The 23031-nt window shown below is 71.9% G+C and carries 19 protein-coding genes and 1 riboswitch; of the genes, 8 read left to right on the plus strand and 11 right to left on the minus strand.

What is annotated here, in order from left to right; genetic code table 11:
• Positions 1-44: 44 nt before the first annotated feature.
• Positions 45-944 carry an LLM class flavin-dependent oxidoreductase gene (locus tag ACIRNI_RS03785; RefSeq protein ID WP_403548019.1) on the minus strand — a complete coding sequence of 300 codons (900 nt, stop codon included), beginning with the start codon at positions 942-944 and terminating at the stop codon, positions 45-47.
• A 164-nt stretch (positions 945-1108) separates the two neighbouring features.
• Between ACIRNI_RS03785 and ACIRNI_RS03790 the strand changes: the two genes are divergently transcribed.
• A complete protein-coding gene (locus ACIRNI_RS03790) occupies positions 1109-1969 on the plus strand; it encodes an HAD family hydrolase (protein WP_403548021.1) in 861 nt (286 codons plus the stop codon).
• A 45-nt stretch (positions 1970-2014) separates the two neighbouring features.
• Here ACIRNI_RS03790 and ACIRNI_RS03795 read toward each other — a convergent pair whose 3' ends face one another.
• The 5 genes from ACIRNI_RS03795 to ACIRNI_RS03815 all read right to left on the minus strand — a co-directional run bounded on the left by ACIRNI_RS03795 (position 2015) and on the right by ACIRNI_RS03815 (position 11095).
• Positions 2015-3106, minus strand: a complete 1092-nt coding sequence (locus ACIRNI_RS03795; protein WP_403548023.1) for a M23 family metallopeptidase — start codon at positions 3104-3106, stop codon at positions 2015-2017.
• 173 nt (positions 3107-3279) lie between these two features.
• Positions 3280-4809 carry a GAF domain-containing sensor histidine kinase gene (locus tag ACIRNI_RS03800; protein WP_403548024.1) on the minus strand — a complete coding sequence of 510 codons (1530 nt, stop codon included), beginning with the start codon at positions 4807-4809 and terminating at the stop codon, positions 3280-3282.
• A 37-nt stretch (positions 4810-4846) separates the two neighbouring features.
• Positions 4847-8509 (minus strand): thiol reductant ABC exporter subunit CydD, encoded by a 3663-nt coding sequence (gene cydD, locus ACIRNI_RS03805; RefSeq protein ID WP_403548026.1) that lies wholly within the window; start codon positions 8507-8509, stop codon positions 4847-4849.
• Between the two features lie 31 nt (positions 8510-8540).
• Positions 8541-9545, minus strand: coding sequence for a cytochrome d ubiquinol oxidase subunit II (gene cydB / locus ACIRNI_RS03810; RefSeq protein ID WP_403548028.1), 1005 nt, complete (start codon positions 9543-9545; stop codon positions 8541-8543).
• A gap of 32 nt (positions 9546-9577) precedes the next feature.
• Positions 9578-11095, minus strand: coding sequence for a cytochrome ubiquinol oxidase subunit I (locus tag ACIRNI_RS03815; RefSeq protein WP_403548030.1), 1518 nt, complete (start codon positions 11093-11095; stop codon positions 9578-9580).
• A gap of 196 nt (positions 11096-11291) precedes the next feature.
• On the opposite strand from ACIRNI_RS03815, the gene ACIRNI_RS03820 reads away from it, so the two are divergent.
• On the plus strand, positions 11292-11666 hold the full coding sequence (locus ACIRNI_RS03820; RefSeq protein ID WP_403548032.1) for a cyclophilin-like fold protein: 375 nt from the start codon (positions 11292-11294) through the stop codon (positions 11664-11666).
• A 25-nt stretch (positions 11667-11691) separates the two neighbouring features.
• Here ACIRNI_RS03820 and hisC read toward each other — a convergent pair whose 3' ends face one another.
• A complete protein-coding gene (gene hisC / locus ACIRNI_RS03825) occupies positions 11692-12765 on the minus strand; it encodes a histidinol-phosphate transaminase (protein ID WP_403548802.1) in 1074 nt (357 codons plus the stop codon).
• 437 nt (positions 12766-13202) lie between these two features.
• On the opposite strand from hisC, the gene ACIRNI_RS03830 reads away from it, so the two are divergent.
• The 3 genes from ACIRNI_RS03830 to ACIRNI_RS03840 all read left to right on the plus strand — a co-directional run bounded on the left by ACIRNI_RS03830 (position 13203) and on the right by ACIRNI_RS03840 (position 16614).
• A complete protein-coding gene (locus ACIRNI_RS03830) occupies positions 13203-14309 on the plus strand; it encodes a LacI family DNA-binding transcriptional regulator (protein ID WP_403548034.1) in 1107 nt (368 codons plus the stop codon).
• A gap of 193 nt (positions 14310-14502) precedes the next feature.
• Positions 14503-15600, plus strand: coding sequence for a metallophosphoesterase (locus tag ACIRNI_RS03835; protein WP_403548036.1), 1098 nt, complete (start codon positions 14503-14505; stop codon positions 15598-15600).
• Between the two features lie 159 nt (positions 15601-15759).
• Entirely contained in the window at positions 15760-16614 is an 855-nt protein-coding gene (locus tag ACIRNI_RS03840; RefSeq protein ID WP_403548038.1) for a hypothetical protein, read from the plus strand.
• Between the two features lie 69 nt (positions 16615-16683).
• Here the strand turns inward: ACIRNI_RS03840 and thiC are convergent, their stop codons facing one another.
• Positions 16684-18465, minus strand: coding sequence for a phosphomethylpyrimidine synthase ThiC (gene thiC / locus ACIRNI_RS03845; protein WP_355352302.1), 1782 nt, complete (start codon positions 18463-18465; stop codon positions 16684-16686).
• A riboswitch (TPP riboswitch) is annotated at positions 18459-18593 on the minus strand. Its footprint overlaps the gene before it by 7 nt.
• A gap of 72 nt (positions 18594-18665) precedes the next feature.
• Between thiC and ACIRNI_RS03850 the strand changes: the two genes are divergently transcribed.
• Entirely contained in the window at positions 18666-20021 is a 1356-nt protein-coding gene (locus ACIRNI_RS03850; RefSeq protein WP_403548040.1) for a YibE/F family protein, read from the plus strand.
• Between the two features lie 14 nt (positions 20022-20035).
• Here the strand turns inward: ACIRNI_RS03850 and ACIRNI_RS03855 are convergent, their stop codons facing one another.
• The 3 genes from ACIRNI_RS03855 to ACIRNI_RS03865 form a co-directional block, all read right to left on the minus strand.
• A complete protein-coding gene (locus ACIRNI_RS03855; protein WP_356646343.1) occupies positions 20036-20470 on the minus strand; it encodes an SsgA family sporulation/cell division regulator in 435 nt (144 codons plus the stop codon).
• A gap of 280 nt (positions 20471-20750) precedes the next feature.
• The gene (locus ACIRNI_RS03860) at positions 20751-20969 is read right to left on the minus strand and encodes a DUF5326 family protein (RefSeq protein ID WP_403548042.1); all 219 of its coding nucleotides are present in this window, start codon (positions 20967-20969) and stop codon (positions 20751-20753) included.
• A 162-nt stretch (positions 20970-21131) separates the two neighbouring features.
• Positions 21132-21449 (minus strand): cupin domain-containing protein, encoded by a 318-nt coding sequence (locus tag ACIRNI_RS03865; RefSeq protein WP_355352293.1) that lies wholly within the window; start codon positions 21447-21449, stop codon positions 21132-21134.
• 52 nt (positions 21450-21501) lie between these two features.
• Between ACIRNI_RS03865 and ACIRNI_RS03870 the strand changes: the two genes are divergently transcribed.
• Both ACIRNI_RS03870 and ACIRNI_RS03875 read left to right on the plus strand, forming a co-directional pair.
• Entirely contained in the window at positions 21502-21882 is a 381-nt protein-coding gene (locus tag ACIRNI_RS03870) for a phage holin family protein (RefSeq protein ID WP_403548044.1), read from the plus strand.
• Positions 21882-23027 carry a cystathionine gamma-lyase gene (locus ACIRNI_RS03875; protein ID WP_403548046.1) on the plus strand — a complete coding sequence of 382 codons (1146 nt, stop codon included), beginning with the start codon at positions 21882-21884 and terminating at the stop codon, positions 23025-23027. Before ACIRNI_RS03870 ends, ACIRNI_RS03875 begins: the two co-directional genes overlap by 1 nt.
• Positions 23028-23031: the final 4 nt, after the last annotated feature.

The following is a 23031-nucleotide window of genomic DNA, read 5'->3' on the forward strand; positions in this document are numbered from 1 at the left end:
GCTGGGCGGACGCCGGCCGAGCCGCGCGTCAGTCCAGCCGCGCGTCAGCCCAGTTGCGCGGGTGCCTCGGCCGCGATGCGCTCGAAGACCGCCGGGTCGGCGGCGAACCGGGTGTCCGGGATCGGCGTGTGGAGGACGATCTCGGTGAACCCCAGCTCCCGGTGGCGCCCCGCGAAGTCCACGAAGGCGTCGACCGACTCCAGCACCGCGCTGCCCTCCGGTGTGAACCCGGTCAGCAGGACCTTGTCCAGCTCCACCGGCTCGCGCCCGACATCCGCGCACGCCTTGGCGAGCCGCTCCAGCTGCCCGCGTATCGCCTCCCGTGACTCCTCGGGCGTGCCCGTCTCCGAAACCTTGGGGTCACCGGTCGTCACCCAGGCCTGTCCGTGCCGCGCCGCGAGCTTCAGCCCGCGCGGTCCGGTCGCCGCCACGGTGAACGGCAGCCGGGGCCGCTGCACGCACCCGGGGATGTTCTGCGCCTCGCGCGCCGAGTAGAACCGGCCCTCGTGCGTGACCGTGTCCTCGCTCAGCAGCCGGTCCAGCAGCGGCAGGAACTCCCCGAACCGGTCGGCGCGCTCACGCGGCGACCACGCCTCCTGGCCAAGCGCCGTCGCGTCGAACCCGATGCCGCCCGCGCCGATGCCCAGCGTGACCCGGCCTCCGGAGAGGTCGTCGAGGGTGATCAGCTCCTTGGCGAGCGTGACCGGATGCCGGAAGTTCGGCGAGGTGACCAGCGTGCCGAGCCGTATCCGCTCGGTCGCGCCGGCCGCCGCGGTCAGCGTCGGTATCGCGCCGAACCAGGGACCGTCGCGGAACGGCACCCGCCAGGACAGGTGGTCGTAGCTGTACGCCGCGTGGAAACCGAGCTGCTCGGCCCGCAGCCACGCGTCGCGGCCGCCTTCGTGCCATCGGCGGTACGGAAGGATCACGGTACTCAGACGCATACGACGACCCTACGCGGCGCCACTGACAACCCCATCGGCCGTCGCCAGCGGGCGCTCCCCCTCCAGGCAACACCTGTCACCATCCGGTCACTCTCGGCCAATCCCGGTGGCTCACATGTGCATATGCCTGCACGACCGTGCATTCGGTACGGGACAATGGAACGGTGACCTCCTCAGCGACCTCCCCCCGACTGCGGCCGACGGCTCACAGACGTCCCCGCCTGATCGCCACCGACCTGGACGGCACGCTTCTGCGCGACGACAAGTCGGTTTCCGACCGTACGGTCGCGGCCCTCGCCGCCGCCGAGGAGGCGGGGATCGAGGTCTTCTTCGTCACCGGCCGCCAGGCCCGCTGGATGGACGTCGTCGCCGACCACGTCCACGGCCACGGCCTGGCGATCTGCGCCAACGGCGCGGCCGTCGTCGACCTGCACGCCGGCGGCAGGCTGCTGAAGGTCCGCCCGCTGGAGCGGGACGCCGCCCTCCACGTCGTCCAGGCCCTGCGCCGGGAGGCGCCCGGCACGGCGTTCGCCGTCGAGCTCACCACCGGCTTCCACCACGAGCCGCAGTACACCCCCGTCTTCATCGACTCGGGCGCCACCGTCGCCGAGGTGGAGAAGCTGTTGCACGAGGACGAGCCCGGCACCGGCGCTCCCATCCTGAAGATGCTCGCCCACCACGACGAGCTCACCCCGGACGGCTTCCTCGCCCTCGCCCGCGCCGCCGCCGGCCACCGCGCCGCCATCACCCGCTCCAGCACCACCGCGCTGCTGGAGGTCAGCGGCCTCGGCGTCTCCAAGGCCAGCACCCTCGCCCTGTGCTGCGCCGAGCGCGGCATCTCCGCCGACGAGGTCGTCGCGTTCGGCGACATGCCCAACGACATCGAGATGCTGACGTGGGCGGGCCGCTCGTACGCGATGGGCAACGCCCATCCGGACGTCGTCGCCGCCGCCTCCGGCCGTACCGTCGCCAACAACGAGGACGGCGTCGCCGTCGTCATCGAGTCCCTCCTCGCGGGCGCCTGACCCGCTCGCCCGGGCTCACCGGGCGCCTGGCGCCCTCGCCCGGGCTCACTCGCGCAGCCGCACCCCGTGCTCGCGCAGCCAGCGCACCGGGTCGACGGCGGAGCCGTACTGCGGAGTGAGCCGCACCTCGAAGTGCAGGTGCGGCCCCGTCGAGTTGCCCGTGGTGCCGGCCTGCCCGATCCACTGGCCCGCCCGCACCCGCTCGCCCTTGCCCACGCCGGGCGCGGACAGGTGCGCGTACTGCGAGTACCAGCCGTTCTCGTGCCGTACGACCACCTCGATCCCGAAGGCGCCCCCACACGACACCGACTGCACCCGCCCCGCGCCGATCGACCGCACCGGTGCGCCGAGGTCCACCGCGAAGTCCTGGCCCGTGTGCCGGTGGGACCAGCGCCCGCCCGCGCTGTCGAACCGGGCCGACAGCCGGTAGTCCGTCACCGGCGCCACCCAGGCGGGGCCCCTGCCGCCCGCTCCGCGACCTTCGGCGGTCTTTCCGTCGCGCCGGCCGATCCGTACCACGCCCCGGCACCGCCCTGCCGCCACGCTGCGCTGCGCCTCGGCGTGCAGCCGCTGCTGGGCGCTCACCAGCCGGGCCTCGATGCCCCGCTTGATCGCCGCGAGCCGGGAGGTGCGCAGGTCCAGCGCGTGCCACGCCGCCCGCGCGTTCTGCTCGGCGACCGTCAGGCGCCGTTCCGCCGTGCGGGCCTGCTCCATGAGCCGGTTGACGGACCGGGCCGCCTGTCCGGCGAGCCGCTGCGCCCTCATCACCTCGTTCGGGTCGTCGGCCAGCAGCAGCCGCGCGGTCATCGCGAGGGAGCCGCCCGTGCGGTACTGCACCCGGGCGACCTCGCCCACCCGGTCGTACAGGAGCGCCACCTCGCGCCGCTTCTCGCCGAGCTCCTCCTGGAGCCGGGCGGCCGTCGCCCGCTGCGATGCGGCCGCGCGCCTGCCCTGCTCGTACGCGTCGGTGGCCCGCGCCGCCTCGTCGTACAGCCGCGCCACCTCGGCCCCCACGGCGACGGGGCCGTCGTGCCGCTCGTGCCCGGCGGCCTGCGGGGGCGACGGCAGCAGGACCAGCACGGCCACCACCAGCACGAGCAACGGCCGGCCGGCGGACGCGCGGGGACGGAGAACCATGCAGGGATGGTGACGCCGTGCCCGCCGGTTCTCGTGGACCCGAAGGGCCCCGTACCGCCGACCGGCCTACGCCCGTACGCCCGGCCGGCCTACTCCGCCCCCCTCACCGACGTACAGCGGTGCGCTGAGGCAGCGCACCACAGTGGGCGCTGCAGCAGTGCCCTACGGCGTGCCTACAGCGGGGCTTCCCACACCACCGCGGTGCCGCCGCCACCCGCCCCCAGGCCCGGTTCGAGGCGGCTGGACCCGCCCAGCGACTCCGCTCGCCGGGCCAGGTTCCGCAGGCCGCTGCGCCGCCCGCCCTCCGGGACGCCCACCCCGTCGTCGGCGACGGTCAGCCGTACGCCCTCGGTGCCGTCCGCCAGCCGCGCGGTCGCGTCCACGACCACCTCGATCCGCCGCGCCCGCGCGTGCCGGAAGGCGTTGGACAGCGCCTCGCGCAGCGCGGCGATGAGGTTCTTGCCGGTCAGCTCGCCGACCGCCGAGTCCACCGGACCGACGAAGCGGTACGAGGGCTTGAAGCCGAGCGGTACGGCCGCCATGTTGATCTCCCGCAGCACGCGCGTGCACAGCCCGGCCGGCGCCTCACCCGGCCCCTCCTGGAGCGCGAAGACGGCGGTACGCACCTCCTGGATGGTCGTGTCCAGCTCCTCCACGGCCTTCGCCACACCGTCCCGGACGGCGGGCACCGCCGAACCGCGCTGGACGCTCTCCAGCGTCATTCCCGTCGCGAAGAGCCGCTGGATGACCAGGTCGTGCAAGTCACGGGCGATCCTGTCCCGGTCCTCGTACACCGCGAGCCGCTCCCGGTCGCGCTGCGCCTCCGCCACCATCAGCGCCAGCGCGGCCTGGGAGGCGAACCGCGCCGCCAGCGCGCGCTCCGCCCCCGTGAACGGGCGGGCGCCCGGCGCGCGCGGGGTGGCGAGCGCGCCGAGAACCCGGCCGCCGCTCCACAGCGGCAGCAGCATGCCGGGCCCGTACGGCCGCGCCAGCGCGGCGTTCACCTCCCGCATGCGCGGGTCGCCGGCCGCGTCCCCGACGTGGACGGCCTCCCCGGCCAGGAGCCGCTCCACGACCGGGCTCGCGCGCGGGACGACCACCCCCAGCGCCTTGCCCGCCTCGGGATCGTCGGAGTCGACGGCGACGATCTCCAGGCCCTCGTCCGCCGGCAGCAGCACGACTCCGGCGGCCGCGTCGGCGAGCCGCCGGGCCTGCTCGGCGACGACCGTGAGCGCGTCGTCGGTGTCCCCGCCCGACAGCAGCGCCGTGGTGACGGCGACCGATCCGTCGATCCACCGCTCGCGCCGGCGGGCGGCCTCGTAGAGCCGGGCGTTGCCGATCGCGATCCCCGCCTCCGCGGCCAGGACCCGCACCATGCGCAGATCGGATGCGCTGAACTCGCCGCCGCCGTGCTTTCCCGCCAGGTACAGGGTGCCGAAGGCCTCGCCCTGGACGCGGACCGGAACCCGGACGAAGCTCCGCGTGGGCGCATGCGCCGGCGGGGGACCATCCGGGGCGCTGTACGTGACGGAGGCGGACACCCCGCCCCCGCCTTCCTCGTCGAGCACCCGGAGCGCGGCGTAACGCGCGCCGGCGAGCTCGGCGGCGGTCCGGCAGATCCGCTCCAGGGTGGCGTCCAGCTCCAGCCCGGTGCCGACGGACCGCATCGCCTCCAGCAGCCGCGGCACGCGAGGATCCGTCATGGACCTGAGCGTAATAAGTCCCTTTTAGGGGCGAAAGTCAGGCGCGTGCCGCCGCGTGCAGCACATCGGCGGCCTGCTCCCGCTCCCGCATGCGCCGCAGCGGCCCCTCGGTGGCGGCCAGTTCGGCGTACGGGCCCCGCTGCACGATCCGGCCGCCCTCCAGGACGACGACCTCGTCGACCGCCTCCAGGCCGTGCAGCCGGTGCGTGATCAGCACGGTCGTGCGGCCCTCGGTGGCCCGCAGCAGATCGTCGGTGAGCGCGTCGGCGGTGGCCAGGTCGAGGTGCTCGGCGGGCTCGTCCAGCACGAGCACGGGGAAGTCGGCCAGCAGCGCGCGGGCGAGCGCGAGCCGCTGGCGCTGACCGCCCGAGAGCCGGGCGCCGTGCTCGCCGACGAGCGTGTCCAGGCCGTCCGGCAGCGCGTCGGCCCACTCCAGCAGCCGGGCCCGGTCCAGCGCGCGGCGCAACGCGTCGTCGCTCGCACCCGGCCGGGCCAGGCGCAGGTTCTCCCGGATCGTGCTGTCGAAGATGTGGGCGTCCTGGGCGCACAGCCCGACCATGCGGCGCACGTCGTCGCCGTCGAGCGCGCTCGCGTCCACGCCACCGATCCGGTACGTCCCCGAGCGGGCGTCCAGGAACCGCAGCAGCACCTGCGCGACGGTGGTCTTGCCCGCCCCGGACGCGCCGACGACGGCGACCCGCCGGCCGGCCTCCAGCCGCAGGTCGAAGCCGGCGAGGGCGTCCCGCTGCTGCCCGGCGTACCGTGCGGAAAGCCCGCGCACCTCCACCGGGAAGGGCCCCTCGGGCGCCGCCGCCGGCCGTTCCGGCTCCTGTACGGGGACGGGGGCGTCGAGCACCTCGTACACCCGCTCGGCGCTGCGCCGGACGCGCTGGCGGTACTGGACGGCGAGCGGAAGCCCGATGACGGCCTCGAACGCGGCGAGCGGGACGAGGACGACGACGGCGAGCGACACGCCGTCGAGCCGGCCGTCCCGTACCGCCTGCACGCCCACGAGCGCCGCCGCCGCCACCGTCACCCCGGTGAGCAGCGCGGAAAGCCCGCCGCCCAGCGCCGTGGCGGACGCCTGCCGCGACGCGATGCGCGTCAGCGCGGCATCGACCTCACGCACCCGGTCCGCACGCCCCTTGAGGGCTCCGGCCACCGTGAGCTCGGCGCAGCCGCGCAGCAGGTCGACGGCGGCCACGGCCAGGGCACCACGCGCGGGCGCGAGCCGTCCCTCGGCCCGCCGGGCGGTCGCCCCGCTGACCAGCGGCACGCCCACCCCCGCGAGGAGGAGCCCGGCCGCCAGGACGGCTCCCGCCTCGGGCAGCAGCCACGCAGTGAACCCGACGGCCCCGGCGCCGACGACCACGGCGGTCCCGGCGGGCAGCAGCCACCGGAGCCAGTAGTCCTGGAGGGAGTCCACGTCGGAGACGAGCCGCGACAGCAGGTCACCCCGGCGGGCCGTCCGCAGCCCGGCGGGCGCGATCCGCTCCAGCCTGCGGTACACGGCGACCCTGACCTCGGCGAGCACCCGCAGCACGGTGTCATGCGCCACGAGCCGCTCGGCATACCGGAACACGGCCCGGCCGATCCCGAACGCCCGCGTCGCCGTCACGGCGACCATCAGGTACAGCACGGGCGGCTGCTCCGAGGCGCGCGAGATGAGCCACCCGGACACCCCCATGAGCCCGACGGCCGACCCCAGGGCCAGACTCCCCAACCCCAACGCCACCCACAACCGCGCCCGCCACTCCCCCGCCAACTCCCGCACCCACCGCAACGCGGCGGCACCCGGACCGGCGGCCGATCCTGCGCCTGAAGCCGGCGCACCCGCAGGCTTCGCACCCACGCGGGCGGTGGCCCCGGCACCCGCACCCGCAGGCCTCGCATCGGCGCGGCGCGCAGCGCCCGCGGCGAGATCCGCGCCCACAGCCTCCGCCGCCACGCGGCCCGAAGGGCCCGCGCCCGGGCCCGTGGGGGCGTCAGCCCCCACGAACGACTCCTCCCCCGGGGTCCGGGGCGGAGCCCCGGTTTCGGGAAGGGGAGGGGTGGGGGAAGAGCCGCGCAGCGCCACCACCCGATCCGCCACCTCCAGCAGCGCCGGCCGATGCACCACCAACAGCACCGTCCGCCCCGCCGCCAGCCGCCTCACCGCGGCCACCACCCCCGCCTCGGTCTCCCCGTCCAGCGCCGCCGTCGGCTCGTCGAGCAACAGCACGGGCCGGTCCGCCAGGAACGCCCGCGCCAGCGCCAGCCGCTGCCGCTGCCCCGCCGACAGCCCGGCGCCGTCCTCGCCCAGCACGGTCCCGGCCCCCGCCGGCAACGCGTCGACGAACTCCGCCGCCCCCGCGTCCCGCAGCGCCCGCGCGACCGCCGCGTCGTCCGCGTCCGGCCGGGCCAGGCGCACGTTCTCCGCGATGGTCCCGGCGAACAGGTACGGCCGCTGCGGCACCCACGCCACCTGCTCCCGCCACCGCTCCAGGTCCAGCGACCCGAGCTCGACGCCCCCGACCAGCACGCGGCCGCCGTCGGCCGCCGGCTCCGCGAAGCCCAGCACCACATCCAGCAGCGTCGACTTCCCGACTCCGCTCGGTCCGACGAGGGCCACGGTCTCGCCCTCCTCCACGACCAGGGAGGCCGCGTCGAGCGAGGGCTCGGCGCGCCCGGCGTGGCGTACGGTCACGGCGTCCAGCTCGAGGCGCACCGGCCCGGCGGGCACGGCACCGGTGCCGCCCGCCCGCACCGGGGTCTCCAGGACGTCGAAGATCTCCTCCGCGGCCGCGAGCCCCTCCGCCGCCGCGTGGTACTGCGCCCCGACCTGACGCAGCGGCAGGTACGCCTCGGGCGCGAGCACCAGGATCACGAGGCCGGTGTACAGATCCAGGTCCCCGTGGACGAGCCGCATGCCGACGCCGACGGCCACCAGCGCCACCGACAGCGTCGACAGCAGCTCCAGGGCGAACGACGACAGGAAGGCGATCCGCAGCGTCCGCACGGTCGCCTGCCGGTACTCCGAGGTGATCGCCCGGATCGACTCGGCCTGCGCCTTCGCGCGCCCGAAGACCTTCAGGGTCGGCAGCCCCGCGACCACGTCCAGGAAGTGCCCGGACAGCCGCGACAGGAGCTTCCACTGCCGGTCCATCCGAGCCTGGGTGGCCCAGCCGATGAGCACCATGAAGACGGGGATCAGCGGCAGCGTCCCCACGATGATCGCCGCCGACACCCAGTCCTCGGTGACGATCCGCGCGAGGACGGCCACCGGCACCACCACGGCCAGCCCCAGCTGCGGCAGGTACCGGGCGAAGTAGTCGTCGAGGGCGTCCACGCCCCGGGTGGCCAGGGCCACCAGCGACCCGACCCGCTGCCCGCTCAGCCACCCCGGCCCCAGCTCGGCCGCACGCTCCAGCAGCCGCCCCCGCAGCTCGGACTTGACCGCCGCGCCGGCCCGGTGGGCGGCGAGCTCGGTCAGCCACGACACGAGCCCCCGCCCCACGGCGACCGCCGCCAGCAGCAGCATCGGCGTCGCCAGGTCGGGCGCCCCCAGCTCCTGCTGGAAGGCGCCCACCACCACCTCGGCGATGAGCATCGCCTGGGCGACGACCAGACCCGCGCCGAGGAGACCGAGCACCACCACCGCCGCCAGGAAGAGGCGGGTGGCGCGGGCGTACCGGAGCAGGCGCGGGTCGATCGGTTTCACGTGAAACATCCCCTACTGATGAGCGGCATCACTAGTGAGCGGCGTCGGCGATGTGCTGCGTACCGATGCGCTTGCGGAACACCCAGTACGTCCAGCCCTGGTACAGCAGCACCAGCGGCGTGGCGATCGCCGCACACCAGCTCATGATCTTGAGCGTGTACGGGCTGGACGCCGCGTTGGTGACCGTGAGGCTCCACCGGGGGTCCAGCGAGGACGGCATGACGTTCGGGAAGAGGGTCAGGAAGAGCATCGCGACCGCGGCCGCGATCGTGACGCCGGACAGCGCGAACGACCAGCCCTCGCGCCCCGCCTTGATGGCCACGACCGCACCCATGAGCGACACCACAGCGACGACCATCACCACCAGGCTCGCCCCGTCGCCCCGCGCGACCTGCGTCCAGCTCAGGAAGGCGAGGACGAGGGCTGCGGTGATCAGGCCGAGGGTCAGTGCCAGCTTGCGCGCCCGCACCCGGATGTCCCCCACCGTCTTCAGCGCGGTGAATACCGTGCCGTGGAAGGTGAACAGGGTCAGGGTGACGAGCCCGCCCAGAAGAGCGTACGGGTTGAACAGGTCCGCGAGCGTGCCCACGTACTCCTTGGTGGCGTCGATCTTCACGCCGCGCACGATGTTCCCGAAGGCCACGCCCCACAGGAACGCGGGGATCAGCGAGGTCCAGAAGATCGCCTGCTCCCAGTTGTGCTGCCACCGCTCCTCGGGCCGCTTGGCGCGGTACTCGAAGGCGACGCCGCGCACGATCAGGCACACCAGGATGAGCAGCAGCGGCAGGTAGAAACCGGAGAAGAGCGTGGCGTACCAGTCCGGGAAGGCGGCGAAGGTCGCGCCGGCGGCGGTGAGCAGCCACACCTCGTTGCCGTCCCAGACGGGCCCGATGGTGTTGATGAGCACCCGCTTCTCGACCCGGTTGCGGGCGAGCAGCTTGGTCAGGACACCGACTCCGAAGTCGAATCCCTCCAGGAAGAAGTAGCCCGTCCACAGGACGGCGATGACAACGAACCAGACGTCGTGGAGTTCCATGCCTCAGCTCCCAGTCCTTGAGTGAAGGGCCATCAGTACGAGAAGGCCATCGGCCGGTCGGCGTCCTGACCGGCGCCCCGGTCGTGGCCGCCGATCTTCGTGGGCGGGTTCAGATCGGACTCGGTGAGCTCCGGCGGCCCGGCCTTGACGTACTTGACCAGCAGCTTCACCTCGACCACGGCGAGCACCGCGTACAGCGCGGTGAAGACGATCATCGAAATGAGGATCTCGGCCTGGGAGACACCGGGGGAGACGGCGTCACGGGTGCGCAGCACGCCGTACACCGCCCAGGGCTGGCGGCCCATCTCGGTGAAGATCCAGCCCCAGGAGTTGGCGATCAGCGGGAAGGCCAGCGTCCACAGGGCGACGAGCCAGTACAGCTTGGCGAACTTGGCGCTCAGCGGCTTGCGGAAGAGCACCAGGTTCGGCACCTCGTCGTCACCGGTCCGCAGCCGCTCGGGCAGCAGGAACCGCTTCCGGGTCAGCCACAGCCCGAGGAGGCCGAGCGAGAAGGACGCCATGCCGAAGCCGATCATCCAGCGGAAGCCCCAGTAGGCGACGGGGATGTTGGGCCGGTAGTCGCCGGGCCCGTACTTCTCCTGGAGCGCCTCCTGGGTGTCGTTGATCCCGGGGACGTACGACTCGAAGTCGCTGTGCGCGAGGAAGGACAGCAGGCCCGGGACCTCGATGGCGACCTTGTTGTGGCCCTTGTCGACGTCTCCGTACGCGAAGACCGAGAAGGGGGCCGGGCTCTCGCCGTCCCACAGGGCCTCGGCCGCGGCCATCTTCATCGGCTGCTGCTCGTACATGACCTTGCCGAGGAAGTCACCGCTGATCGCGGTGAGCATGCCGCCGAGGACGACGGTGACCAGGCCCAGGCGCAGCGAGGTGCGCATCACCGGCACGTGCTTCTTGCGGGCCAGGTGGAAGGCGGCGATGCCGACCATGAACGCGCCGCCGGTGAGGAAGGCCGCGGACATGGTGTGGAAGACCTGGGTGAGGGTGGTGTTCTGGGTGAGCACCAGCCAGAAGTCGGTGAGCTCGGCCCGCCCGGTGGTCTCGTTGATCTTGTACCCGACGGGGTGCTGCATCCAGGAGTTGGCCGCCAGGATGAAGTACGCGGACAGGATCGTGCCGATCGAGACCATCCATATGCAGGCCAGGTGGATCCGCTTGGGCAGCTTGTCCCAGCCGAAGATCCACAGGCCGATGAAGGTCGACTCGAAGAAGAACGCGATCAGCGCCTCGAAGGCGAGCGGCGCGCCGAAGACGTCACCGACGAACCGCGAGTAGTCGGACCAGTTCATGCCGAACTGGAACTCCTGCACGATGCCGGTGACGACACCCATCGCGATATTGATCAGGAAGAGCTTCCCCCAGAACTTCGTCGCCCTGAGGTACTTCTCCTTCTCGGTCCGCACCCAGGCGGTCTGAAGACCGGCGGTGAGGGCGGCGAGGGAGATCGTCAGCGGAACGAAGAGAAAGTGGTAGACGGTAGTGATACCGAACTGCCACCGCGCCAGGGTCTCTGGCGCCAGAGCCAGGTCCACGACATCTTCTCCTTACGGCCTTGCATCTACGGTCTTTGCGCCCTCACCCGCCCTCTGATTCCGGTCGATCTTGGGAGGAGCCAGGCGAGCTTGTGAATGCGTTCACAATCACAAGCAATTATGACTCACACGGAATCCGTAGCCACACCCGGGGGTGCCTCTTCCCTAGAACTTCAACATATTGTTGAATTTCCGTATGAAGATCCGCATCTCCTGGCCCGCCGGCCACACCACCGCGACCATCGAAGAAACCCCCACGAGCAAGGCGCTCGCAGGGGTTCTCCCGATCACTTCCACCGCCCGTACCTGGGGCGAGGAGGTCTACTTCGACACTCCCGTCTCCGCGCCCCGGGAGCCCGACGCCCGCCAGGTCGTGGAGCCGGGCACCGTCGCCTTCTGGACCGACGGCGACGCGCTGGCCCTCCCGTACGGGCCCACACCGATCTCGCGCGGCGACGAATGCCGCCTCGCGAGCCCGTGCAACCTGCTCGGCAGCCTCGACGGCGACCCGCGCGTCCTCGCCACCGTCCGTGACGGCGACCCGATCCGCGTCGAGCTCGCCGGCGACTAGCCCGCGGCCTCCGTCTCCGGTTCCGTCAGAACCGCTCTTTGCGGAACGACTCCGCCACCCGCAGGAAGATGTCGTTCCCCTCGCTCTCGCCGATCGTCACCCGCACACCCTCGCCGGGGAACGGCCGCACGACCACGCCCGCCTCGTCGCAGGCCTCCGCGAAGGCCACGGTCGCCTCACCCAGGCGCAGCCAGACGAAGTTCGCCTGCGTCTCGGGCACCGTCCACCCCTGGGCCACGAGCCCCTCGTACACCCGCGTGCGCTCGCACACCAGCGAGCCCACCCGCCCCAGCAGCTCATCCTCGGCGCGCAGCGAGGCCACCGCCGCGTCCTGCGCCAGCTGGCTGACGCAGAAGGGGAGCGCCGTCTTGCGCAGGGCCGCGGCGACCGGCTCGTGGGCGATGGCGAAGCCCACCCGCAGCCCGGCCAGGCCGTACGCCTTCGAGAACGTCCGCAGCACGCAGACGTTCGGCCGGTCACGGTAGAGCTCGATCCCGTCGGGCACGTCGCTGTCGCGGATGAACTCGCGGTACGCCTCGTCCAGTACCACCAGCACACCGGCCGGCACCCGGTCCAGGAACCGCTCCAGCTCCGCCCGCCGCACCACCGTGCCGGTGGGGTTGTTGGGGTTGCAGACGAAGATCAGCCGCGTCCGGTCGGTGATCGCTTCCGCCATCGCGTCCAGGTCGTGCACATCGCCGTCGGTGAGCGGGACCTGCACCGGCGTGGCACCGCTGATCCGGGTGATGATCGGGTACGCCTCGAAGGAGCGCCACGCGTACAGCACCTCGTCGCCGGGGCCGGCCGTCGCCTGCACCAGCTGCTGGGCCACGCCCACCGAGCCGGTGCCCGTCGCCAGGTGGGACACGGGCACCCCGAACCGCTCGGAGATCTCGGCCATCAGGCCGGCGCACGTCGCGTCCGGGTAGCGGTTGAAACCGGACGCGGCGGCGACCGCGGCCTCCATCACGCCCGGCAGCGGGGGGTACGGGTTCTCGTTCGAGGACAGCTTGTACGCGACCGGGCCACCAGGGACGGGCGCCGCGGCGGGCTTGCCCGGCTTGTAGGTGGGGATGTCGTCCAGCGCGGCCCGCAGCATCGGGCCCGTACCGCTCGCGCCGCTCGTCCCGCTCGTCTCGCTCACCGTGATCCTCCTCGACCGTCCGTACCACCAATACTGCTCACCTTATGAGGATTCCGCCGCCCTGCGAATGCCCTGTGGGCAACCGTCGTGACACACGGGCGGAGAGGGGGAGGGAGACGCGAGGGAAGCCGGGAGGGGCGCACGGCAGGGTGGCGCGCGCCGGTGGCTCACGCCGTGGCGCGCATCCCCCGTAGTGGTGAGTTGAGCCCGCTCCCGGACCTCGGGCATGTGGCAGGCTCATACGCACCGGAAAGTTGCGGAGCCATGCCTACCGGCCGAACAGCCTTGGTTTTCAAGGGTGTTGGGGGTCCAGACCATGCAGAAACGTCCCTGTCAACGGGTGAATATGCGACCGGCTCGACCGGCCGCCCTCGCCCTACTATCGGCTCGCCATGACAGCAGCAGGGAAGCACCAGGTGAGCCGGGCACAGACCCGGGGAAGCCGGCAGGGGCGAGCGGGCATCCGGGACGTGGCCGCCGCAGCCGGGGTCTCCATTACGACTGTCTCCGACGCGCTCAACGGCAAGGGCCGGCTCCCGGACGCCACCCGCCGCCATGTCCGCGAGGTCGCCGAGCGACTGGGTTACCGCCCGTCCGCCGCGGCCCGCACGCTCCGTACCGGCAAGTCCGGCCTCATCGGCCTGACCGTGACCACCTACGGGGATGAACCTTTCACCTTCACCGAATTCGCGTACTTCGCCGAGATGGCCAGGGCCGCCACCTCCGCCGCGCTCGCCCGCGGCTACGCCCTGGTCATCCTGCCCGCCACCTCCCGCCATGACGTCTGGTCGAACGTCGCCCTCGACGGCACCGTCGTCATCGACCCCTCCGACCACGACCCGGTCGTCACCGAGCTCGTCCGCCAGGGCCTGCCGGTCGTCTCCGACGGCCGCCCCGCGGGCACCCTCCCGGTGACCGCCTGGGTCGACAACGACCACGAAGCCGCCGTCCTCGACCTGCTCGACCACCTCGCCGCCGCCGGCGCCCGCCGGATCGGCCTGCTCACCGGCACCAGCACCGACACCTACACCCGGCTCTCCACCACCGCGTACCTCAACTGGTGCGAGCGGGTCGGACAGGACCCCGTCTACGAGGCGTACCCGGCCCACGACCCGTGCGCCGGCGCCGTCGCGGCCGACCGGCTGCTCGCCCGCCCGGACCGCCCCGACGCCGTCTACGGCCTCTTCGACCCCAACGGCACCGACCTGCTCGCGGCGGCGCGGCGCTACGGGCTGCGCGTCCCCGACGACCTGCTCCTGGTGTGCTGCAGCGAGTCCACCGTGTACGCCGCCACCGAGCCGCCCGTCACCACGCTCTCCCTCAAGCCGCGCCGGATCGGCACCGCGGTCGTGCAGCTCCTCATCGACGCCATCGAGGGCATCGACTCCGACCGCCCGCTCGAGCAGGTCATACCGACCGAGCTGATCGTGCGGACGTCGTCCCAGCGGCGCTCCACCCGTACGACCGTCAGCCCTCCCCGATCGCCCTCCCAGGAGTGAACGCGGACCTGCCCCGCGCCAAGACCAGGGGCAGATCTTCCCAATTGGGGCGAAACAGCCAGTAGCTCAGGGGTGGACCCGGATTCACCACCCCTGGTGCGTCACACAGCTGGGGCCTCATTCCTATGATGGGCGGACGACACCGCGGGCCGCCCCGACCAGGCCGGTCTGCCAGGTGTAGGGCGTCGCGACGGTGGTGGAGGGGTCGATGACTCAGGGGGCCGGTCAAGGACCCGTGGTGCGGACGGCGACGTTGCGTGACTTCCGCGTGCCGCCGTATGCGCAGGTGCCGGTGCAGGGTCACGCCGGGCACCCCGGCAACGCCTTCCCGGAGGGGGAGTTCCCGGAGGGGTACACGCCCACCGAGCGCGACCTCCCGGTGATCAACCGAGGCGACACCGTGCAGGTCGCCACCGCCCCGCCGCCGGCCCCGGCCGCCCTCCCCGAGCAGGCCCCGGCCCCCGTCCCGGGCCCCGGCCCGCTGTACGTGGTCGGAGACGTCCACGGGTACCTCGACGAGCTGATCGCCGCGCTGCGCGAGCAGGGGCTCATCGACGCCGACGGGCACTGGGCCGCGGGCAACGCCCGCCTCTGGTTCCTCGGCGACTTCACCGACCGGGGCCCCGACGGCATCGGCGTCATCGACCTCGTCATGCGGCTGTCCGCCGAGGCCGCGGCGGCCGGCGGCTACTGCAAGGCCCTGATGGGCAACCACGAGCTGCTGCTGATCGGCGCCAAGCGGTTCGGCGACACCCCGGTCAACTCCGGCGCGGGCACCGCCACCTTCCAGGCCGCCTGGCTCCTCAACGGCGGCCAGAAGAGCGACATGGACCGGCTCCAGGACGTCCACCTCCAGTGGATGTCCCGGCTGGACGCGATCGTCGAGGAGGACGGCCACCTGCTGCTCCACTCCGACACCACCGCCTACCTGGAGTACGGCTCCACCATCGAGGACGTCAACGACACCGTTCACGAGATCCTCACCCGCAACGACGCCGACGAGTGCTGGGACCTGTTCCGCAAGCTCACCAAGCGCTTCGCCTTCCGGGACGAGGGCGGCCCCATGGCCGTACGCGAGCTGCTGGCGGCCTACGGCGGACAGCGCATCGTCCACGGCCACAGCCCGATCCCGTACCTGCTCGGGGAAGTGGGATCCGAGGACGGCGAGGACGGCGGCGGCCCGTCCGTCGAGGGGCCGCACGTGTACGCGGACGGGCTCGCGATCGCCATGGACGGCGGGGTGACCATGGCCGGAAAGCTGCTGGTCGTGCAGCTCCCCTTGTACAACTGAGCCATAACTCGTCCCGAGCCGGGCCGGCGATTTCCGGAATTCCTCTGTCACCCCCCGCCATAACCGCTCTACCATCGGGTCATCCGTAGCAGGCTCTCCTCCGTTTCCGCCCAACTGCCCGTTCTACGCGGGCAAACCGGCCCTACGGAGCATCGGGGGATGCACATGAACAGCGCTCCGCACCTGCTGACCGAGGACCGCTCCGAGTACGAGCGCCTCCTCGACGAGGCACTGCGCAACGCGCACGAACGTCCGGAACTCGCCGCGATCGGGCAGCGGCTCAACGCCGAACAGCTGCGCACCATGGCCCTGAACGCGACGGCGCTCATCACCGCGGCCGCCGCCGCCGAGTACGACCACTTCGTAAAGGTGCGCGAGGAGTCGCGTACGCCCACGCGCCTGTCCGCCATCGACTCCCTGCTGTCCGGCTCCGGCGACGACTCGGCGGACGGCCCGGGCGCCGGGCTCGGTGTCGTCGTCACCGTGCTCGCACCGGTGCTCGCCGGCACCGCCGCGCTCATCTTCCTGCTCGTCGGCTATCTGCTCATGGCCCTCGACCCGGCGCCGTCGTTCGCGAAGCCGCTGCTGACCGCCGGGTGGTTCTTCGCCGGAGTCACGGCGCTCGGCATCCTGATCGCCGCCATCGGCCTGCTGATCACGGCCCTGCGCAACAGCTCGACGCAGGTGCCCGCCCAGGAGCCCGGAGGTGAACTGCCGGACGAGATCGGCCGGGCGCGAGAGGCATGGCGGCATGCCCTCTTGGAGCGGGGCATCCTGCCGTTCCTGCGCGACGCCCTGGCCGACCCGAGCGCAGACCCGACCTCCGGCGTCCCGCCGCGCCCGCTCGGGCGGATCCCGAAGGTCGGCTACAGCGGGCCGGACTTCTCCAGCCCGAGCGAGGGCGGTTCGGCGACGCGGCCGGCCTTCACCAGCCCGGACTTCACCAGCCCCGACTTCGCCGGTCCGGAGTTCGGGGGCCGGGACTTCGGCGGCCCCGAGCACCGGTCGGAATGACCGGTGCACCGGGGCGCGTGTTTCACGTGAAACATCCGTTCGCACCCGCGTGAGCGGGTCGCCGCGGGGTCAGTCCGCCAGCGGCAGGTAGACCCGGTTCCCGGCGGCGGCGAACTCCGCGGACTTCTCCGCCATACCGGCCTCGATCTCGTCCTGCTTGAGATCCCCGCCGTGCTCCCGCCGGATGTCCTGCGAGATCTTCATCGAGCAGAACTTCGGACCGCACATCGAGCAGAAGTGCGCGGTCTTCGCCGGCTCGGCGGGCAGCGTCTCGTCGTGGAACTCCCGCGCCGTGTCCGGGTCGAGGGCCAGGTTGAACTGGTCCTCCCAGCGGAACTCGAACCGCGCGTCCGACAGCGCGTCGTCCCACTCCTGCGCGCCCGGGTGCCCCTTGGCCAGGTCCGCCGCGTGCGCGGCGATCTTGTACGTGATGACGCCGGTCTTCACGTCGTCCCGGTTCGGCAGGCCGAGGTGCTCCTTCGGCGTGACGTAGCAGAGCATCGCGGTGCCCCACCAGGCGATCATCGCGGCGCCGATACCGGAGGTGATGTGGTCGTAGGCGGGCGCGACATCGGTGGTCAGCGGGCCGAGCGTGTAGAACGGCGCCTCCTCGCAGATCTCCTGCTGGAGGTCGATGTTCTCCTTGATCTTGTGCATCGGGACATGGCCCGGGCCCTCGATCATCGTCTGGACGTTGTGCCGCTTGGCGATCTGGTTCAGCTCGCCGAGCGTCCGCAGCTCCGCGAACTGCGCCTCGTCGTTGGCGTCCGCGATCGAGCCCGGCCGCAGGCCGTCACCGAGCGAGAACGTCACGTCGTACGCGGCGAGGATCTCGCAGAGCTCCTCGAAGTTCTCGTACAGGAACGACTCCTTGTGGTGCGCCAGGCACCACGCGGCCATGATGGAGCCGCCGCGCGAGACGATGCCGGTCTTGCGGCGCGCCGTCAGCGGCACGTACCGCAGGAGCACGCCGGCGTGGACGGTCATGTAGTCGACGCCCTGCTCGGCCTGCTCGATGACCGTGTCCTTGTAGATGTCCCAGGTCAGCTCCTCGGCCCTGCCGTCGACCTTCTCCAGCGCCTGGTAGAGCGGCACGGTGCCGATGGGGACGGGCGAGTTGCGCAGCACCCACTCGCGGGTGGTGTGGATGTTGCGGCCGGTGGAGAGGTCCATGACCGTGTCGGCGCCCCAGCGGGTGGCCCAGGTCATCTTCTCCACCTCCTCCTCGATGGACGAGGTGACCGCGGAGTTGCCGATGTTGGCGTTGACCTTCACCAGAAACCGCTTGCCGATGATCATCGGCTCGATCTCCGGGTGGTTGACGTTCGCCGGCAGCACCGCGCGGCCCGCCGCGATCTCCTCGCGGACGACCTCCGGGGAGACGTTCTCGCGGATCGCGACGTACTCCATCTCCGGCGTGATCTCGCCGCGGCGGGCGTACGCGAGCTGCGTCACCGCCTGTCCGTCACGGCCCCGGCGGGGCTGGCGCGGACGGCCCGGGAAGACGGCGTCGAGGTTGCGCAGCCCGCCGCGCGGCGAGGTGTGCTTGATCCCGTCGTCCTCGGGGCGGACCGGGCGGCCGGCGTACTCCTCGGTGTCGCCGCGCCCGATGATCCAGTTCTCCCGCAGCGGCGGCAGGCCGCGGCGTACGTCGGTCTCGACATTCGGATCGGTGTACGGCCCTGACGTGTCGTACAGCGTCACGTCCTTGCCGTTGGTGAGGTGCACCTTGCGGACCGGCACGCGGAGGTCGGGGCGCGAGCCCTCGAGGTATCCCTTGTGCCATCCGATGGACTTCCCGGCCTCGTCGTTCTGGTTCGAGGCAGGCGTGCGTGCGTCCTGAACGGTCATCGTGACCTACTCCCTACGCCGGCATTACCCGGTAACAGGTTCGGCGGTCGACGCAGCGTTTCCCGTACGTCTCGTACGGAGATCAGCGCCCTCTCAGCCCGGTGCTCCGAGCTCCCGCGTGTGCAAAAGGTGTCACCACGCTAGCGTCCTTGCGGCCGCGCTGAACAGAGGGGGCCCCACGTTCTTGCGATGATCGGTCCGTGACTTCCTCGCACGAGACACCTGAGCCGGACCGGCACGCACTCGGTCATGCGCACGGTCATGCGCACAGCCACGGCCCTGCCGCGCCGGTATCCCGGCATCTGCGCAAGGTCATCGCGGCCGTACTGATCCCCTTCGCCACGGCGGTCGTCGTCGGTCTCGCCATCCTGTGGCCGGGCGGCGCCCCGGCCCACGAACGCACCGGTGTGGGCTTCGACCGGCAGACCGAGCAGGGCACGGTCGTCCGCGTCGAGCGGGTGGACTGCAAGGACGTGAACGCCGCTCAGGTCCCCCCGACCGGCGACACGACGACGCCCCAGGGGCGCGAGGCGGTCAACGCCCAGCAGGGCAAGTGCGCGAAGGCGACGGTCGAGGTCACCACGGGCAAGGACAAGGGCCGCACGTTCGTCGAGGTGGTCCAGCCGGACTCGCCCCGCCAACTGGACGAGGGCCAGGGCGTCGTGGTGGCGTACGCGCCCGACGCGCCCCGCGACCTGCAGTACTCCGTCACGGACGTGGACCGCAGGATCCCGGTGGCACTGCTCGCCGGCGTCTTCGCGCTGGCAGTGGTGGCCGTCGGCCGGATGCGCGGCCTGATGGCGCTGACCGCCCTCGCCTTGAGCTTCCTCGTCCTGACGCTCTTCATCCTCCCGGCGATCCTGCAGGGGTCCAACCCGCTGGTCGTCGCGGTGGTGGGGTCGAGCGCGATCATGCTGATGGCGCTCTACCTGTGCCACGGCCTGACCGCGCGGACATCGGTGGCGGTGCTGGGCACGCTCATCTCGCTGCTTCTGATCGGCCTGCTGGGCTCCGCTTTCATCGGCTGGGCGTCGCTCACCGGCAACACCGACGACTACACCGGCCTGATTCACGGGCTCTACCCGAACATCGACATGTCGGGTCTTCTGCTGGCCGGCGTGATCATCGGTTCTCTGGGCGTGCTCGACGATGTGACGGTGACCCAGACGTCGGCCGTGTGGGAACTGCACCAGGCGGACCCGTCGATGGGCCCGCGGGCGCTGTACCGGGCCGGTATCCGCATCGGCCGCGACCACATCGCCTCGGTGGTCAACACGCTGGTGCTGGCGTACGCGGGCGCGGCGCTCCCGCTGCTGCTGCTCTTCTCCATCGCGCAGAGCAGCGTGGGGACGGTCGCCAACAGCGAGATCGTGGCCCAGGAGATCGTACGGACGCTCGTCGGCTCGATCGGGCTGGTCGCCTCGGTGCCGGTCACCACCGCACTGGCCGCGCTCGTCGTCTCCGCCGACCGGCCGGGCGACGCCGGAGCGCCGGGGCCCGCCGCCGCGACGGCCGCGACGGGCCGGGGCGGCCGGGGCCGCCGGCGCAAGAGGTGACCGGCCCTGGAGGGTCAGCCGGCGTTCTCCTCGGCGAGGATCCGGCCGAGCGCATCCTCCAGGTCCTGCTCGAAGTCACCGAGCGTGAGCTCCTGCCCCAGGGGCACCAGCTTGTCGGTGCGGTCCAGGAACGCCACCAGCGGCGGCGCGCTCGCACGGAAGAGCGCCCGGTCGGCGCCGACCTGCAAGCGGATGCTGACGTCCGACAGGTCCTCCGGCCCGGTCGGCGCGATGTGGACGTCTCCCTCGCCGCTCGGTGCGTTGATCCCGTCGAGCAGCAACTCGCGTCCGAACGCCCAGGTCACCGGGGCGTCCCCGGGCAGGTGGAAGGTCATCCGGACCGCGAAGGGATCCTTCGTCTCGTACCCGAGCTCGACCGGAATCCTGAAGCAGAGCTCCTCGGAAACGATGAAACTCATCAGGACCTCGGCCTGAACCGACTCGCGCATCATGTACCCCGCAGTGGATGAAGCAGTGGTGAACAACGCCCTCTTGGTTTAATCGTCATCGTCCTGGAGGGACTAGAGGATCACAAGGAGTGAGTTTTCTGGTACTGCGGGCGACTCGATCTTGCTGCGACGATTCTGCACAGCCGCGCCGTGTCGCCGAGGAAGGCTGCCACTCTATGGGCAGCCTCCTGCCGGGGCGGGGTTTCGCGGGGGCCGTTCCCCCGCCCGGGCTAACACCCGTGCAGATGGCCGGATACGGGGAATGGCGAGACCGCTGCCGTCACCAGTCGCTGCGGGACGACGAGGATGACGACGACGTGAACTTCCGTACGACGTAGATCAGTCCGCCGACGAGCGCGACGAAGACCAGCACCTTGAACAGCAACCCGACCAGCATGACGACCGCGCTCGCGATCAGACCACCGAAGACCAGCACCGCGATGAGGGGTATGGCAACCCACTTCACCCACCACGGCAGCCCCGCCAGAAGCTCCTTCACCGCCATCGTCCCTGCCTCGTCTCTCTGCGCCGCCGGATCTGTGGACCTTGACGCCTTCGATGCTAGGCGCGCGGAGGCGGCCGGCGGGGGCTCCGCGCCCCTCGCTCTTCCCTGATCCTTCCCCTAGGGACTGACGGATTCAGGGCGACTTCGCGGCCGGGCTCAGCTCTCGGGCGGAGAGAACACCACCAGCACCCGCAGGTCCTCGGTGATGTGGTGGAACTTGTGCGGCACACCGGCCGGGACGTACACCACACTGCCCCGCCCCACCTGCGTCGTCTCCAGCCCCACCGTGATCGACGCCCGGCCACTGACGATGACGTACACCTCGTCCTCGTTGTGCGGCTTCTGCGGGTCGAGATCGCCGGCGTCGAGCGCGTACAGGCCGACCGACATGTTCCGCTCACGCAGGAACTGCAGATACGCACCGTCGTTGGCGGCGCGCTCCGCCTCCAGCTCGTCCAGTCGGAATGCCTTCATCGCCCGTCCCGCCCCTGCGCTCGCTCCGGTCCTGTCTGCCACGATCAGACACATGATGAATTTCGTAGTCAAGACGATCGCGAACGCGGCCGCCCTGGCGGTGGCGATCTGGCTGCTCCAGGACATCACGCTGACCGGTGACAGCACTGGCAAGAAGACGCTGACGCTGGTCCTGGTCGCCCTGGTCTTCGGCGTGGTGAACTTCCTCGTCAAGCCGGTGGTGAAGCTGCTCACCCTGCCGCTGTTCATCCTCACGCTCGGCCTGTTCACCCTGGTCGTGAACGCGCTGATGCTGCTGCTGACGTCCTGGCTCGCCGACGAGCTCGACCTGAGCTTCCACGTCGAGGGCTTCTGGACCGCCGTCCTGGGCGGCCTGATCATCTCGATCGTGTCGTGGGCCCTCAACGTCATCCTTCCCGACGGCAGGGACTGATGGACGGCACCCGCATCGGAGACGGAACCAGAGCGGTACGGGCCGGGCTGCCCGAGCCGCGGAAGTACGAGCCGACCCTGCCCGGGCCGGTGTTCGCCGCCCACTACCACCTCCCGGGCGAGCCGACCGGCCCGTACACGTACGGGCGGGACGAGAACCCGACCTGGACGCTGCTGGAGCGGGCCATCGGTGAACTGGAGGCGCCCGAGGACCCGGACGGCGTCGAGACCGTGGCCTTCGCCTCCGGCATGGCCGCCATCTCGGCGGTGCTGTTCTCGCAGCTCAAGGCCGGGGACGCGGTCGTCCTGCCGGCCGACGGCTACCAGGCGCTGCCCCTGGTGCGCGAGCAGCTGGAGGCGTACGGGATCGAGGTACGCACCGCGCCGACCGGCGGTGACGCGCAGCTGACCGTCCTGGAGGGCGCGCGGCTGCTGTGGATCGAGACGCCGTCGAACCCGGGCCTGGACGTGTGCGACATCCGGCGGCTGGTGCGGGAGGCGCACGCCGGGGGCGCGCTCGTCGCGGTCGACAACACCCTCGCCACCCCGCTCGGGCAGCGTCCGCTGGAGCTCGGCGCGGACTTCTCCGTGGCCAGCGACACCAAGGGCATGACCGGTCACGGTGACGTCCTGCTCGGCCATGTGGCCTGCCGCGACGCGCGGCTGGCCGCGTCGGTACGGCGCTGGCGCAAGATCGTCGGCGCGATTCCGGGCCCCATGGAAGCGTGGCTCGCCCACCGCTCCCTGGCCACGCTGGCGCTGCGCGTCGACCGCCAGTGCGCGAACGCGCTGGCGCTCGCCGAAGCCCTGGTCGGTCGCGACGACGTCACCGGGCTGCGCTACCCCGGCCTGCCGGAGGACCCGTCCCACAAGGTGGCCGCGGCTCAGATGCGGCGCTACGGGTCGGTCGTCTCGTTCGTCCTGCCCGACCGGGCATGGGCGGAGCGCTTCCTCGACGCGCTGCGGATCGTGGACGACGCCACCAGCTTCGGCGGAGTGCGCTCCACGGCGGAGCGACGCGCGCGGTGGGGCGGGGACGCGGTGCCGGAGGGCTTCATCCGCTTCTCCGTCGGCGCGGAGGACGCCGGCGACCTGGTGGCCGATGTGCTGCGGGCACTGGACGAGGCGGCGCCTCGGCCGGCATGACCAG

The sequence above is a fragment of the Streptomyces sp. NPDC093546 genome, assembly GCF_044765045.1.
In the GTDB taxonomy this organism is placed as follows: Bacteria; Actinomycetota; Actinomycetes; order Streptomycetales; family Streptomycetaceae; genus Streptomyces.

What these genes read in the sequence shown, in the direction of transcription:
- ACIRNI_RS03785 (WP_403548019.1), bottom strand. Translation starts at nt 944, where the DNA reads ATGCGTCTGAGTACCGTGATCCTTCCGTACCGCCGATGGCACGAAGGC.
- ACIRNI_RS03795 (WP_403548023.1), bottom strand. Translation starts at nt 3,106, where the DNA reads ATGGTTCTCCGTCCCCGCGCGTCCGCCGGCCGGCCGTTGCTCGTGCTG.
- ACIRNI_RS03800 (WP_403548024.1), bottom strand. Translation starts at nt 4,809, where the DNA reads ATGACGGATCCTCGCGTGCCGCGGCTGCTGGAGGCGATGCGGTCCGTC.
- cydB (WP_403548028.1), bottom strand. Translation starts at nt 9,545, where the DNA reads ATGGAACTCCACGACGTCTGGTTCGTTGTCATCGCCGTCCTGTGGACG.
- ACIRNI_RS03820 (WP_403548032.1), top strand. Translation starts at nt 11,292, where the DNA reads ATGAAGATCCGCATCTCCTGGCCCGCCGGCCACACCACCGCGACCATC.
- hisC (WP_403548802.1), bottom strand. Translation starts at nt 12,765, where the DNA reads ATGCTGCGGGCCGCGCTGGACGACATCCCCACCTACAAGCCGGGCAAG.
- ACIRNI_RS03830 (WP_403548034.1), top strand. Translation starts at nt 13,203, where the DNA reads ATGACAGCAGCAGGGAAGCACCAGGTGAGCCGGGCACAGACCCGGGGA.
- ACIRNI_RS03840 (WP_403548038.1), top strand. Translation starts at nt 15,760, where the DNA reads ATGCACATGAACAGCGCTCCGCACCTGCTGACCGAGGACCGCTCCGAG.
- thiC (WP_355352302.1), bottom strand. Translation starts at nt 18,465, where the DNA reads ATGACCGTTCAGGACGCACGCACGCCTGCCTCGAACCAGAACGACGAG.
- ACIRNI_RS03855 (WP_356646343.1), bottom strand. Translation starts at nt 20,470, where the DNA reads ATGCGCGAGTCGGTTCAGGCCGAGGTCCTGATGAGTTTCATCGTTTCC.
- ACIRNI_RS03865 (WP_355352293.1), bottom strand. Translation starts at nt 21,449, where the DNA reads ATGAAGGCATTCCGACTGGACGAGCTGGAGGCGGAGCGCGCCGCCAAC.
- ACIRNI_RS03870 (WP_403548044.1), top strand. Translation starts at nt 21,502, where the DNA reads ATGATGAATTTCGTAGTCAAGACGATCGCGAACGCGGCCGCCCTGGCG.
- ACIRNI_RS03875 (WP_403548046.1), top strand. Translation starts at nt 21,882, where the DNA reads ATGGACGGCACCCGCATCGGAGACGGAACCAGAGCGGTACGGGCCGGG.